Origin of the sequence: Eggerthella sp. BIOML-A4, from assembly GCF_009875575.1 — a bacterium.
GTDB classification, from domain to species: Bacteria; Actinomycetota; Coriobacteriia; order Coriobacteriales; family Eggerthellaceae; genus Eggerthella; species Eggerthella lenta.
This window is the reverse complement of record NZ_WWRX01000006.1, coordinates 1-13,712: the sequence shown is the minus strand read 5'-3', so window position 1 is coordinate 13,712 and position 13,712 is coordinate 1. Positions and strand designations below refer to the sequence as shown.

The 13,712-nt window shown below is 64.5% G+C and carries 11 protein-coding genes; 3 read left to right on the top strand and 8 right to left on the bottom strand.

Going from position 1 to position 13,712, the window contains the following annotated elements:
• Positions 1-246: 246 nt before the first annotated feature.
• Complete coding sequence (locus GT613_RS06765; protein ID WP_114516667.1) at positions 247-1,707, top strand: radical SAM protein; 1,461 nt, start codon at positions 247-249, stop codon at positions 1,705-1,707.
• 85 nt (positions 1,708-1,792) lie between these two features.
• On the opposite strand, the gene aspS is transcribed toward GT613_RS06765, so the two are convergent.
• The 4 genes from aspS to GT613_RS15460 all read right to left on the bottom strand — a co-directional run bounded on the left by aspS (position 1,793) and on the right by GT613_RS15460 (position 5,249).
• Entirely contained in the window at positions 1,793-3,571 is a 1,779-nt protein-coding gene (aspS, locus tag GT613_RS06760; protein ID WP_114516666.1) for an aspartate--tRNA ligase, read from the bottom strand.
• 154 nt (positions 3,572-3,725) lie between these two features.
• Entirely contained in the window at positions 3,726-4,139 is a 414-nt protein-coding gene (locus GT613_RS06755; RefSeq protein ID WP_035577846.1) for a type II toxin-antitoxin system VapC family toxin, read from the bottom strand.
• The gene (locus GT613_RS06750) at positions 4,136-4,528 is read right to left on the bottom strand and encodes an argininosuccinate lyase (RefSeq protein ID WP_009305171.1); all 393 of its coding nucleotides are present in this window, start codon (positions 4,526-4,528) and stop codon (positions 4,136-4,138) included. The genes GT613_RS06755 and GT613_RS06750 overlap by 4 nt, the downstream gene beginning before the upstream one ends.
• Before the next feature lie 178 nt (positions 4,529-4,706).
• Positions 4,707-5,249 (bottom strand): helix-turn-helix transcriptional regulator, encoded by a 543-nt coding sequence (locus GT613_RS15460; protein WP_271802128.1) that lies wholly within the window; start codon positions 5,247-5,249, stop codon positions 4,707-4,709.
• A gap of 647 nt (positions 5,250-5,896) precedes the next feature.
• On the opposite strand from GT613_RS15460, the gene GT613_RS15455 reads away from it, so the two are divergent.
• Both GT613_RS15455 and GT613_RS06740 read left to right on the top strand, forming a co-directional pair.
• Positions 5,897-6,253 carry a hypothetical protein gene (locus GT613_RS15455; RefSeq protein ID WP_229061881.1) on the top strand — a complete coding sequence of 119 codons (357 nt, stop codon included), beginning with the start codon at positions 5,897-5,899 and terminating at the stop codon, positions 6,251-6,253.
• A gap of 174 nt (positions 6,254-6,427) precedes the next feature.
• Positions 6,428-8,194 (top strand): FAD-dependent oxidoreductase, encoded by a 1,767-nt coding sequence (locus tag GT613_RS06740; protein ID WP_021410710.1) that lies wholly within the window; start codon positions 6,428-6,430, stop codon positions 8,192-8,194.
• Positions 8,195-8,287: 93 nt separating this feature from the next.
• Here GT613_RS06740 and hisS read toward each other — a convergent pair whose 3' ends face one another.
• The 4 genes from hisS to GT613_RS06720 all read right to left on the bottom strand — a co-directional run bounded on the left by hisS (position 8,288) and on the right by GT613_RS06720 (position 13,364).
• Positions 8,288-9,661, bottom strand: a complete 1,374-nt coding sequence (gene hisS, locus GT613_RS06735) for a histidine--tRNA ligase (protein ID WP_009305174.1) — start codon at positions 9,659-9,661, stop codon at positions 8,288-8,290.
• Between the two features lie 66 nt (positions 9,662-9,727).
• Entirely contained in the window at positions 9,728-12,418 is a 2,691-nt protein-coding gene (locus GT613_RS06730; RefSeq protein ID WP_009305175.1) for a hypothetical protein, read from the bottom strand.
• Positions 12,419-12,535: 117 nt separating this feature from the next.
• Positions 12,536-12,916 (bottom strand): NifB/NifX family molybdenum-iron cluster-binding protein, encoded by a 381-nt coding sequence (locus GT613_RS06725; protein ID WP_009305176.1) that lies wholly within the window; start codon positions 12,914-12,916, stop codon positions 12,536-12,538.
• Positions 12,917-12,950: 34 nt separating this feature from the next.
• Complete coding sequence (locus GT613_RS06720; RefSeq protein WP_009609487.1) at positions 12,951-13,364, bottom strand: PadR family transcriptional regulator; 414 nt, start codon at positions 13,362-13,364, stop codon at positions 12,951-12,953.
• Positions 13,365-13,712: the final 348 nt, after the last annotated feature.

Genomic DNA, 13,712 nt, shown 5'->3' with positions numbered 1-13,712 from the left:
AAAGCACACAGTCTCGACCATCGCGTTCGCCGTCGAGACCGCAGGAATCCTTTGCCTTGCGGTGCCGCGCCATCGCAAGCCGTCGTCTTTCCAGCTAAGTTGATCGAACCCGATCCTCTGCAGAACACCCAGATAGATCCATTCGTTTCCAACTTGGCGATCGCCCTTCTTCATTTCGTTACCGGAATCTACGTAAGATGATTATTCGGCATTCGTGGAACAATCAATGCATTAGAGGAGGAAGCGATGAAGGCAACCGATCAAATCAAGCACGCGGCCTTCGAGAAGACGCTCGATTATCTCTTGGAAGACCCCGAGCGCAACGCCACCAAGATCATGGATATGCTGGACAAGGTAGCACCTGCCGACTTGTTCCCCAGTCAGAGGACCGCCTTCCGCAACGCTATCGACCAGCAGAGCAATTGGCACCAGCTCATCACGCGCGTGCTCGAGCTGAATCCCGCGATGCGCAACGACTTCATCAAGACGTTCCTCGTTGACGGCAACCTCATGGCATGGCCAAAGCAGGAGACCATGCGCGAGAAGCACCGCTGCAACGTGCCCTGGGCCATCCTCATGGATCCTACGAGCGCCTGCAACTTGCACTGCACCGGTTGTTGGGCCGCCGAGTACGGTCACCAGGAAAACCTCTCCTACGACGAACTGGACTCCATTATCCGCCAAGGCACCGAGCTCGGCACCTACGTGTACATCTACACGGGCGGCGAGCCGCTCGTGCGCAAGCGGGATCTCATCGCGCTCTGTGAAACGCACCCCGACTGCTCGTTCCTCTCGTTCACCAACGCGACGCTCATAGACGAAGAGTTTTGCCAAGATTTGCTGCGCGTGAAGAACTTCATTCCCGCCATCAGCGTGGAAGGCTTCGAGGAAGCAACCGATGGACGCCGCGGCGAGGGCACGTACCAAAAGGTCGTCCGGGCAATGCGCCTGCTCAAACAGCACGGGCTCCCCTTCGGCGTCTCGTGCTGCTACACGTCAGCCAACGCCGATTCCATCGCCTCCGAGGAGTTCTTCGACTGGATGATCGGCCAGGGCGTCCTATTCGCCTGGATATTCACCTACATGCCCGTAGGCGTGGACGCGCCCGTCGAACTCATGGTGCAAGCCGACCAGCGCGAACGCCTCTACCGCTTCGTCCGCGAGATGCGCAGCAAGAAACCGCTGTTCACCCTCGACTTCCAAAACGATGGCGAGTTCGTGGGCGGATGCATCGCCGGCGGACGACGCTATTTGCATATCAACGCCGCCGGCGACGTGGAGCCGTGCGTGTTCGCGCACTACGCCAACGCGAACATACGCGAGACGACGTTGCTCGATGCCCTGAAATCTCCGATCTTCATGCAGTACTACGAGCGGCAGCCGTTCAACGACAACTTGCTGCGCCCCTGCCCCATCTTGGAGAACCGGGACGTGCTGGCGGACATGGTGGAAACCGCCGGCGCCCACTCCACCGACCTGCAGGCGAAGGAAAGCGCGCGCGACCTGTGCGCCAAGTGCACGCGTTCCATCGAGGAATGGGAACCTGTGGCCGAGCGCATCTGGACCAACGCCGCCGATCCGCTGTTCGATAAACGTCACGATCCCGGCCAAGGCATGGCCGAAACCGATAAGAACAAGTTCGATCGCCTGAACCGGCAGCGCAAGCCTTTGGAAGACAAGGCCCAGACCGGCGAACCAGCGGCGTAGTCCGGCGCAGACGACAACGCATTCGGATAGAACAGGGGCCCGTTGAGATCAACGGGCCCCTCGATGCGTTCTTTCGCTCGCTTCCCTACAGCGTGCGCAGGTTGACTTCCTTGAGCTGGCGGCCCGTCACGGCGCTCGGGGCGCCGGTCATCGGATCGCTCGCGGAGCTCGTCTTCGGGAAGGCGATGACGTCGCGGATGGACGCCTTGCCGCCCAGCAGCATGACCAAGCGATCGAGGCCCAGCGCGATGCCGCCATGCGGCGGGGCGCCCAGCTCAAGCGCGTGGATGAGGTGGCCGAACTTCTCCTCGATCTCCTCGTCGGTCAAACCGCACGTGCGCAGCACGGCGCGCTGCTCGTCGGCGTTGTGGATACGGATGGTGCCGCCGCCCACCTCGAAGCCGTCCATGACCAAGTCGTAGCTGTAGCTGCCGCACGCCAGCGGGTCGCTCTCGATCTTGTCCACGTCCTCGTCCAGCACGTGGGTGAACGGATGGTGCTCGGCGGCGTACTTCTTCTCGTCCTCGTCGTACTTGAACATGGGGAAGTTCACCACCCACAGCAGCTGATGGCCCTCGCGCGGCACGTCCAGCGCGTCGGCCATATGCAGGCGCAGCGCGCTCAGCACGGCGCTCGCCACCTCGTAGGTGTCGGCGGCGAACAGCAGAAGGTCGCCCGGCTCCACGTCCATGGCCTCCTTCAGCGCGGCGAACTCCTCGTCGCTGAAGAATTTGATGATGGGGCTCTTCTCCTTGCCGTCGGTCGTGAACGCGATCCAGGCCATGCCCTTCGCGCCGTTCTCGGCTGCGATGTCGGCCAGCTTCTCCACGTCGCCGCGGCTCCAGTCGCCCGCGCCCTTCGCGTTGATGGCCTTCACCACGCCGCCGGACTGCGCCACGCTCGAGAACACCTTGAAGCCCGTGTTCTTCACGATGTCGGTGATGTCCACCAGCTCCATGCCGAAGCGCGTGTCGGGACGGTCGTTGCCGAAGCGGTCCATGGACTCGCGGTACTGCATGCGCTCAAGCGGGAAGGCGTGCTCCACGCCCACGGCCGCCAGCGTCTCGGCCATGACGTCCTCCATGAGGTTCATCACGTCCTCGCCCTGCACGAAGCCCATCTCGATGTCCACCTGCGTGAACTCGGGCTGGCGGTCGGCGCGCAGGTCCTCGTCGCGGAAGCAGCGGGCGATCTGGTAATAGCGCTCGATGCCCCCCACCATCAGCATCTGCTTGAACTGCTGGGGGCTCTGGGGCAGCGCGTAGAAACGGCCCGGGTTCGGGCGGCTCGGCACGATGTAGTCGCGCGCGCCCTCGGGCGTGGAGTTCGCCAGGATGGGCGTCTCCACCTCCAGGAAGCCGCGCTCGTTCAGCGCGCCGCGCATGGCCTGGGCCACCTTGTGGCGCAAGTGCAGGGCCTGATACATCTCGGGACGGCGGATGTCCAGGTAGCGCCACTTCATGCGCGTGGTCTCGTCCGTCTCGATGCCGTCCTCGATGGAGAACGGCGGCGTCACGCTCGTGTTCAGGACCTCGACGGACTTCGCCAGCACTTCGATCTCGCCCGTGGCCATGTTGGGGTTCACGGCCTCCGCCCCGCGCTCGCGCACGGTGCCGGCGATTTTCAGCACGTACTCGCGGCCCAGGTGCTCGGCCTTCGCGAAGTCGTCGGCGCTCACGCAGTCGGGATCGACGACCACCTGCGTGTAGCCCGCGCGGTCGCGCAGGTCGACGAAGATGAGCCCGCCGTGGTCGCGGTTGTGCCACGCCCAGCCGCACAGCACGACCTCGCGGCCGACGTCGCCTTTGCGCAGCTCGCCGCACGTGGCGGTGTGCATGCAGTATTCGTTCATGAAGTCCGTCATAACGTTGGTTCCTTGCTCCTCAGCACTGCTATCTGCATTCGCCGCCCCTCCGTGACGCGGCAAACGTTACTCAAACTTAGCCATTGTACAGTATCGAAGGCGCGCGGGTCGAAACAGGTATCCGGTTTCATGCAAAATGCGCGCGAACGACCCGCTAGAAGTTCGTATCGGTCAGCACACAGTCCACCCCGTTGTCCAAGCACAACTGTTGCAGCTTGCGATCCAGCGTGAACAACGTGGCCGCATTGCGCCGCGCGAGCACGAAGTACAGCATGTCGTAAACGGGATGGCGCAAGCGCATCGCTTCTTTCGTGGCCTCGCAGCACTGGGTTTTATCAAGATCACAGAACTCGTCTACGAGAGCGATCGCTTTCTCGATGTTGGCGCATACCGTTTTCTCATCAAGAAGACCCGCTTTATGGTATTTCCAAAAAGCATTCGACACCTCAATGAGAAAGAGCTGAGAGCTGATTACCTCTTCTCCTTCAAGCATCAATTGCCTCAGAGCTCGACCGGCTTCGGTCTCCCTTACCATGTCAACCGCCGCAGAACAATCAAGGACTATCATGCTTCGACCGCCTTCTGCTTCTCGGCAGCAATCATCGCGTCGATAATCGCATCCCGCTCCTCGCGACCCTGGCGTATGAGTTCCACCGTGTCCGGAAAATCATCCGGAACGTCAAATTTCGGCAGCTTGTCGATCTCCGCGAACAGCTCCTTGCGCTTCTCGATGCGCGCGGCTCGCTTCGCCTCAGTGTCGAAGTCGAAGTAACGCGGGCGCCGCTCCAGGCGGTGCAGGTCATGCCCGTCCCAATAATGCTGCGCGTCGGCGGCCTCCAGCATCTGCTCCACCGCCACGATGGTCTGCTGCGCGATGCTGCGATGCTGGCTGGCCGCATACGCCTTCAACTGCTCGTACAAATCGTCGGGAAAATCTCGCACCTGCAAAGCCGGCATGAGGGCTCCTTTCATGAAACTGCGATATGCATGTAGTATACATGACCGAGCACTCAAACGCCACCGGCGCCCCACGCGACACCGATCAATGCCGTAAACAGGGGCAGGTGCCTTTTAAGACGTTTGCCTATCCCGCCCCTCGCGAACACGCCGCCCGCCCCGGCGGCGCGGGCGCGCCTCACATCAATCCCGACCCGAACAGCACGAGGTCGAGCAGCTCCTGCTTCGAGTGGATGTTCAGCTTCTCGTACACGTGCTTGATATGGGTGCGCGTCGTGTTGTGCGAGATCGTCAGCTCCTCGGCGATGTACTTCGCGCTGCGCCCCATGGCGATGAGCCCGAGTATCTCGGCCTCCCGCGGCGTCAAGCCGTTCTCCAGCGCGAGCTTGCGGCAGTACGCCAGCATCTCGGACGGCATCGCCTCGCCTTCCGTCTCCGTCTCGGCGCGCGCCCGCGGCTCCTCGACCTGCCTCTCCTCCTCGCGCGGCCGTTTCCTCTTCGGCACCCCGCGCAGCAGCTGCCCTCCCACGCTGAAGAAGTACAGCGCCGTCAGCGCCCCGGCCACCGCAAGCGCGCACGACGAGAAGCTCAGCGTGGACACGCGCGCGATCAGCTGGCCGATGCACATGGCCTCGAACATCAGCCCCACGGCCAAGCCGCGGATGGCGTACACCGAATCGCGTATGTCGTAAGCGAAGATGGCGATGAGCAGCACCCACACGTTGCTCTCCCACAGCGCGTCCCGGCGCGTTCGACGGGATGGCCGCCCCGCCCATCACCAGCCCGATGGAGAACAGGGGCAGATAGCACACGCAAAACGAAAGCACCGCGGTGCCGCGCGGCGACAGCGCGCCCCGTTGCTGCGAGAACCGGCTCATCAGCCAGCAGCAGAACGCCATGAGGATGACCGCCAGCACCTCGAACAGCACCATGTAGTTAAGCCCCGACGACAGCACGTCGTTCTCGCGCCCCGCCAAGTACACGGTCACGCTGCAGCCGATGGCGAACGCCGCTGCAACCGCCACCAGCACTTGCAGCGCCTGCGTCCCCTCGCCCAGCGCGGGCGCATCGCCCTCGTCGGCGGGCTTGGCGGCGCGGATGATGCACGCGATGGTCACCAGCGGCAGCGCGAGCAGGAACCCCTGCGCGATCGTGTCCGAGAACGAGCTGACGCAGCGGAACAGAAAATAGCACACGACGGCCACCACGAGCGCCGGATCGAGGTAGAACGAGGCGCTCTCGGGCCGCGAAGCGTGGATGGTCGACGTCCAGATGACGATGATCCACCCGCAGGCAAGCCCCAGCAAGGCGCCCGACACGTAGAACAGCCCCACGTCCACCACCGGCAGCATCGACACGAGCGCGAGCGTGGCTCCCAACGCCGCCGTCACGCTGACCGCCGGTATCCCCAAAGCCGATTCCGCGAACCGGCGCGCCCGCAGCAGCGGCCTCGACAGCAGATGCGCCGCGATGACCGATGCGATGACCACGAGGAAGAACACGGACAGCTCCGTCGACGTGCGATCAACCCCGATCGAGTACATCGCCCGGATGACCATGTGCGACGTGAAGAAGTACAGCACCCCGATTCCTGCGTCCAGCACCGTCGGGCGGACGAACAGCGCGGAGCCTCCTTCGGTATCGGCTCTCCCCTTTTCCATGACTCCCCTTCCATGGACGCGATGCCATGGTGCCAGTATAAATGACGGCGCCGCCAAGGAATAACGCATTTCGAGTGAGATGCGCGCCGCTTGCCTTCGAAGCCGCCAATGCCACGTTTTGAGTGACGCGCGCCGGCCCGATTGATCATACGCTACATCCCGTCGAGCGTCGCGCAAGACAAAGCAAAAGACATCGCCGCAGCGCTCGGCAGGGGATCATCCGAACAAAGGAGGGAACATGGGAACAGCAAGGTCGATGGATCGTCGCAGCTTCCTGAAGGGCGCCACAGTGGCCGGAGCCGCCGCGGCCGCGGCGGGCACGCTCGGCTTGGCCGGATGCGCGCCGCAGGATAAGGAAACCGTCGCCGCCGCATCGGGCGACCTCGTGCTCGATGCCGAGAAATTCACGAACGCGAAGTGGAACTTCGAGATTCCGCCCGAGCCCGTGGACGAGAGCAAGATCGGAAACACCGTGGAATGCGAGATCCTCGTCATCGGCGCCGGCGTGGGCGGCCTCGTCACCGCCACGTCCGCCGTCGAGGAAGGCGCCGACGTCGTGGTAATCGCCTCGAGCGACGGCCCCGTGTCGCGCGGCGGCTCCAACGCGGCGTTCAACACGCGCCTCACCCACGAGCTGGGCCTCGACTTCACCCGCGAGGAGATCGAACCCATCTTCCAGGAGATCTTCGCGTCGAACAGCTTCCGCCTCGACCAGGAGAAGTGGTGGCTCGTCTACAACGAGTCCGGCAAAGCCATGAACTGGCTCATGGACAAGATGGAGCCCTACGGCATCTCCGCCGTCATCGAGAACAACCAGCGCGACGGCGGCACCGACTGGTGGGACGGCGGCCCGCTCAAAACGCTGAACGTATCCCACTCCTTCGTCGCCGAGGGCGCCCAAGCGGCCGGCGCGTCGCAGCAGATCGTCGTCGAAGCGCTGACCGAGGAAATCCAGAAGGGCGGCGGCCAGGTCTTCTTCAGCACCACCGCCGTGCAGCTCGACCGCGAGGGCGACAACACCGGCCGCGTCACCGGCTGCGTGGCCAAGCACGACGGCGAGTACACCCGCTACAAGGCCACGAAGGGCGTCGTGCTGGCCACGGGCGACTTCTCGCAGGACAAGGACATGGTGGCGAAGTACTGCCCCATGGCGCTGCCCTTCGGCTACGGCGGCGTCTACGACGGCAGCGGCCTCAAGCTGGCGCTGTGGATCGGCGCGTCCTGGCAGAAGTACACGCCGAACGCCCCCATGCTGGCCACGATGGGCGACGAGGTGCTGCCCTGCCGCTGGTGGGCGGAAGGCGCGCTCACCACGTTCCCCGGCCTGCTGGTGAACAAGAAGGGCGTGCGCTACTCCAACGAGAACTGCACGTATGGCTACATGCCCTATCCGCAGCGCGTGCAGCCCGACGGATGCGCGTTCCTCATCTGGGACGAGAACTGGGTGCAGGACTCCGCCCCCTGGCAGAGCGACCGCGTGGGCGGCGAGCCGCGCGACACGCAGGAGGTCTACGACGCCATCCAGGCGCTGTTCGACCCCAACACCGATTGGACCACCACCGACGAGTACGCCGGCTTCGACGCCACAATGGCCGAGAACGCCGTCAAGGCCGACACGCTCGAAGAGCTGGCCGACGGTCTGGGCCTGCCGCGCGAGGAGTTCCTCGCCCAAGTCGAACGGTACAACTCGTACTGCGAGACGGGCCTCGACGACGAGTTCCACAAGGACAAGCGCTTCCTGCTGCCAGTGAAGCAGCCCCCGTTCTACGGCATCAAAAACGAGCCTTACACGCTATGCATCACAGGAGGCCTCAACACCGACATCCAGATGCACGTGTGCGATAGCCAAAACGACCCCATCCCCGGCCTGTACGGCGTGGGCACCGTCGTGGGAGACATGTACGGCGACGTGTACGACTACAAGGTGCCCGGCATCAACCTGGGCGGGGCCTGCACCACCTTCGGCTACCTGCTCGGCAAGAACCTGAGCGCCGGGAAATGGTAAGCCTCTAACAAGATCCTCCCCCTCCCAAGCGAAGGCGGCCTCTCGGCCGCCTTCGTCGTCTTGCTCGCTATCGCCCCTCCCGCACGCTGACGGCTATCGGGCTTCCAGCTTGCCCAGCATAGCCTCGAGGGAATCCGCCTCTCCGCCGAACGGCTCGCCGCCGAAATGCGCCAGCAGCTTCTTCAGCGCGGCGAGATCCGCCGCGCTCTCCTGGTGCGTCCGCATGTTGCGCACCTTCACCTGGCCGGCGGCCAGCTCGTCGGGACCCAGCACCGCCACGACGACGGCGCCCAGCTTGTCGGCCAGCTTGAACTGGCTCTTCAAGCTGCGATGCTGATGATCCATCTCGCCGATGAGCCCCGCGTCACGGCAAGCCTGAACGAGCGAGAACGCCTCCGCGCGCACCGAGTCGTCCACGCAGGCCACGAAGAAGTCGCAGCGCCGAGCCGCGGGGAACTCGTAGCCCGCCGCCTGCAGCGCCAACGCGCACCGCTCGTAGCCCAGCGCGAAGCCGAAGCCGGGCGTGGGGCGCCCGCCCACCTCCTCGGCCAGCTTGTCGTAGCGCCCTCCGCCACCGATGGCGTTCTGGCTGCCCATACCCTCGGTCACCTGCACTTCGAACACCGTGCGCGTGTAGTAGTCCAAGCCGCGCACCAGCTTCGGATCCTCCTCGAAGGAAAGGCCCGCGCCGCCGAGGTACGCCTTCACGGTGTCGTAGTGCTCGCGGCAGTCGTCGCATAGGTGCTCGGTGATCTTCGGCGCATCGGCCATCACGGCGGCGCAGTCGGGGTTCTTGCAATCGAACGCGCGCAGCGGGTTGATCTCCGCGCGGCGCTTGCACTCGTCGCACAGCTCGTCCGCATGCGCGTCCATGTACGCCTTCACGGCATCGCGGTACGCCGGGCGACACTGCTCGCAGCCCATAGAGTTCACCAGAAGGCGCGTGGCGTCCACGGGAATGCCGATGGCGGCAAAGAAGCGCATGAGCATGATGATGCCCTCGGCGTCCACGCTGGGATCTTCGGCGCCCAGGCACTCGACGCCTACCTGGTTGAACTGACGCTGGCGACCCTTCTGCGGACGCTCGGCGCGGAACATCGGGCCTGCGTACATGAGCTTCGCCGGAGCCGCGCCCTGCGGCACCAGATCGTGCTGCACCACCGCGCGCACCACACCCGCCGTGCCTTCGGGACGCAGCGACAGGCGGCTCTTGCCCTTGATGGTGCCGCCGCCCAGAAGCTTGTTCAGGTTCTCGCCCGAGATCGCCGTGAACATCTCCTTCGACACGACATCGGTAGCCTCGCCGATGCCGCGCACGAACAGCTCGGTCTGCTCGAAGACGGGCGTCTCGATAGTCACATAGCCGTAGCGACCGAACATGTCGGCGGCCGTCGCCTTGAAGTGCGCCCAGAATTTCGCCTCGTCGGGCAGGAGGTCCTTCGTTCCTTCGGGAGCTTGCAAAGCCATGGCGTATCCTTCGTCTCTCGCATTCTGAATCGGTCTATTGTAGCGCAAACACCCGCGAAGCCGCCATCACTCGCCCAACGAACGGAGCACGTTCACCAGCGCGTCGTCCGGACGGTAGCGCAGGCGCAGGGCCAGCAGGTTGCGTGCGACGGGGAACATCCCGACATCGACGGCAGCGGACGCGCCGGAGCCCAACGCTTCGAGCACCTCGGCGGTAGGCGCCACCGGCACCGCATGCTTCGCCAGTTCTTCGTCGACGACTTCCCTCGGCGGCAGCGCCACGCCCGTCTCCTCCACCAGCTCCTGGAGTTCGGCCGTGGCCTGCATCGCCATCGACGACGAGGTCATGAGCGATTTAAGGTAGCATGCCGCGCCCGCCTGCGGCCGTCCCGCCTTCCACAGCACGTACGCAAGCTGGTAGTACGCCATGGCGATGTCGCTGGGCTGCACGGCGATCAGCAGTCCCTCCTCCAGCACCGCGGCGGCGTTCTCCATGTCGCCCACCAACATGTAAGCGCGACCCAGCTGACGGTAGCCGGCTGCCGTCGCAGGCCCCAGCTCGATGGCGCGCTGGCCGAACCGCAACGCCTCTTCGGTACGCTCGAACGAGTGCTCCAAAAGCTGCGTGATCTCCAGATGGCACAGGTAGTAGGAATCGGGGACCACCTCCACCCGCTTGCCCGCATCCGCCGAAGCGCGCGACGGAGCGCCCGCACCCGCCCGCGCACGGTTGTACAGCACGCGCGACGCGTACGAGTCGAACGAACGGTACACGGTGGTCGCGCCGTCCACGAACCCGTCAAGGGCCGCCGCTTCCCCTACGGCATCGATGAGCACCTGCACCGCCGTCTCCTGGTCGCCGCTCGTAGACAACGACCGAGCACGTCCGAGCGCCGCAAGGCACCGATCCTCTCCGAGGAAGCGCGCCACCACTGCGTTCTGATCGCCCAAGCCGATCTCGCCTTCGGCAAGCGCCGCCATGAGCCGCGTGCACGACGCTACCGTACGGTCGTCGTCCTGGACTGCCGCCTCCTCCTGCGCCGCGCGAACGAGCCGGATGGCGTCCGCCGTGCTCGAAGCGCGCACGATCTCGTCGGCAAGGCCTTCGGCCATGCGGCGACGCGCAGCATGAAAGGTGATGCGCATGTCCTTGCATCGCTCGGCGCCCAGCTGGACGCGCATGTCGTCCGCCAACGCCCCGTCGACCACTTCCGGCATCTGCAGACGCAGCTCGTGCGACGGAAGGGCGTCGACGTACGCGAACGCTTCGGCCGCCTCCACATCGAAGATCGCCCCGCTCGCCGCATACGGCGGCAACGGGTCGCCGGCGCGCGCATCCTCGAAGCGTCCGAACGCCTCGTACGTTTCCCGAGCGAACGTCGTCTGCACGAACGCCCGCGCAGACGACTCGCGCGGAAACTCTCCCTTACTTTCGTCGCTCGAGCTCGGCGCCGCGTTCTCGCACGGCCGCGCCACGATGTCGACGCGTCGGATTCCAGACGAAGCGTCGAATGCAGCAGCAGCCAGCACCAGCCCCAGATGCAGCGCGTAGCGATGCGCCTGCGCGTCCCGATCGCGCTCGCTCGCCTGCACCCAGCCGCTTTCCTCCCGCCACGCCCACGACGGCATGAGCGACGCGCCCGGAACCTTCAGATCGAACGCCGCCGCCCCCGCCTCCACGTCGAAGCGCATCGACGCGTCCAAACGCACCGGAAGCCGCAACCGCTCGAGCATCGCCCCTATCGCGCACCGCACGCTCCATTCGCCCGCCCGCTCTGCCGCAGGCGCATCCGCAGGCCCGTCCATCACTGGACGCTGCGCAGCCACCGTTTCCAGCAGATAGGCGTCCCACCGAGCGCAATCCGCCTCCGTTGCCATCGAGGCGCGATCGCCGAACGCCTCGCTTACCAGCAGAAACCGATTGAGCGCAGCCTCGATCGCCCACACCGTCTCGATCGTGATAGGAGCTTCCCCGTCTTCCACGCCTAGATAATAGGTGTTGGCGTAGCGCACGGTGCGAACCAAGCGCAGCGCCTCGTCCTTGACCCCTGCCAGTTTGTCCAGCCCCGCCTCGGTCAGCCAGTGCGCCAAGCAGCTGACGAGCGCAGGAGGCTTGCACACCGGATCGTCCTCGGCACAGCGCGCGTCCTCCACGATGGATCGCATCGCCGTCAAGGGCTTGTCACCCTTCAGCCGCTCGAACACGCCGCCGATGCCGCGCTCGGGTACCGACGGCGCTCCGAGCGAAGGACGCAGCACGAACGCCAAATACGCCCGAGCCATCGCGTCTTCGTACGTCAAGTTCATGTCGTACGGGCCGAAGTCGTACCAAGAATCGAACAGCGCATAGCGGCCGCTTGCGCAGCGGTACTGGGCAACATCTTTTTTCGACCCGTCGCTTTCATGGACGTACACGCACCCCAGCTCTTCTCCGGCAGCCTGCTGGGGAACCCTCGCGAACGTCAGATCGGGAGTCCTCGCCGGAGGCACGGCAGACGCTTCGCTCGTCGAAAACACGCGCCCGAACGGATCGATATAAGCCAAGATCGCGATATCGCTTTTTCCGAAGAACTCGACAACATAGAGTCCGCCCGTGGCGGGCGTCGGCAGCCCCTTGCTCACCCAACCGTACGACCGAACAGGCTCCTCCTGCGTGATAGCGATCGGAGGCACCGCCCCTTCCAGCACGCAGCGCTTCGACGTCAGAAGGTCCGCTGCCCCGAGACGATATCTGCCTTCTTCATCGAGTTGCCGCACCGCTTCGTCCTTTCATTCGCTTCCTTGCAGCATAGCATGACCTTTCAAACGCGCAAAGAAGAACACCCTCGAAGCCCAAGCTTCGAGGGTGTTCGAACGACCTCGTCAAACAGATGATCAGTGGTGATGGTTGCACGCGTTGTCCGCGCTCATCACCGGCACGCTGCCCGCAGCCACCAGCTTCGCCGCATCACCCACGATCGGCGTCTGGTTTTCGAAGTACACCGTGATGCCCGCCTGGTTGAAGCCCGTGAGCGGGCGCATGCCCATGCCCGCCGCCACGATAGCGTCCACTCCGGCTTTGGCCAACAAGCCGACCGGACGCATGCACCCGCCTTCCTCGTGCGGAGGGTTGGCCACCTCGCTCGTACCCGTGATCTCGCCATCGGCGATCTCCACCACAGTGAAGCAGTCGCAGTGGCCGAAATGCCCCGCGCGCTCGGATTCCAACCCCGCTTCGCCCATCGTCGGCACCGCAAGCTTCATCGTCTCGCCCATCTCGCCCTTCTTTCATTCATGTCCGGATAATACTTCAAACGTCGTTTCGTTTCAGCTCCGCCAAGCCGCCTTCCAGCAACTCGACCAGCAAATCATCGAGGCGCCGTCGCGCCCGAAGCGCATCGAGCCACTGTTCGGCCAGTTCGACTCCCTGCTGCGTCAGCTCGTACTCGCGACGGCGCGGCCCAACGTCCTCGTCGCACCATCGAGATGCCACCGCACCTTCGTCCTCGAGCCGTCTGAGCGACCGGTACAAGCCGCCTACGTCGACATCCACCTCGCCATTCGTACGCTCGAGGATCGCCTTGCGCATGTCGTAGCCATATCCGCCCGCATACAGCAATGCTGCAAGGGCGGCAGGCTCGACCAACGCCCCGCCGCCGCCTCCGCGGCGTCGACAACACGGCTGACGCGCCGCACCCTCTCCGCCGCAATCGTCTCTCGGCATAGGCCCCACTTCCTTCCGCAAGCTCGCCTCTATATGCTAATAACATCTATACTCCTTAAGCATGCATGTTGTCAACATATATAGCAAGCGAGTTGTCCCAACGGCGCTTCGGCGCATGCGGAACGCAAGGAAAAGGGAAGCAGTAGACAATGGGAGAAAGAAGAGGGCGAATAAGGCCGGAGACGGATTACTCGAAGGCTTCGCGATCCAGCTCCCGGGCGGGATGAACCTCAAGACCCCGGACACGGAACGCCACGCGCCTCCTAGAGGAGCGGAGCCCCAGAACGCGCGAAGGCCCCGCCTCCCGAGGGGGGCGGGGCCTTCGCATGCCGAAACGCCCTCCGCGAG

Bases quoted from the DNA above. Each gene is read 5' to 3' on its own strand.
- GT613_RS06765 (WP_114516667.1), top strand. From the start codon at position 247: ATGAAGGCAACCGATCAAATCAAGCACGCGGCCTTCGAGAAGACGCTC.
- aspS (WP_114516666.1), bottom strand. From the start codon at position 3,571: ATGACGGACTTCATGAACGAATACTGCATGCACACCGCCACGTGCGGC.
- GT613_RS06755 (WP_035577846.1), bottom strand. From the start codon at position 4,139: ATGATAGTCCTTGATTGTTCTGCGGCGGTTGACATGGTAAGGGAGACC.
- GT613_RS06750 (WP_009305171.1), bottom strand. From the start codon at position 4,528: ATGCCGGCTTTGCAGGTGCGAGATTTTCCCGACGATTTGTACGAGCAG.
- GT613_RS06740 (WP_021410710.1), top strand. From the start codon at position 6,428: ATGGGAACAGCAAGGTCGATGGATCGTCGCAGCTTCCTGAAGGGCGCC.
- hisS (WP_009305174.1), bottom strand. From the start codon at position 9,661: ATGGCTTTGCAAGCTCCCGAAGGAACGAAGGACCTCCTGCCCGACGAG.
- GT613_RS06725 (WP_009305176.1), bottom strand. From the start codon at position 12,916: ATGGGCGAGACGATGAAGCTTGCGGTGCCGACGATGGGCGAAGCGGGG.
- GT613_RS06720 (WP_009609487.1), bottom strand. From the start codon at position 13,364: ATGCCGAGAGACGATTGCGGCGGAGAGGGTGCGGCGCGTCAGCCGTGT.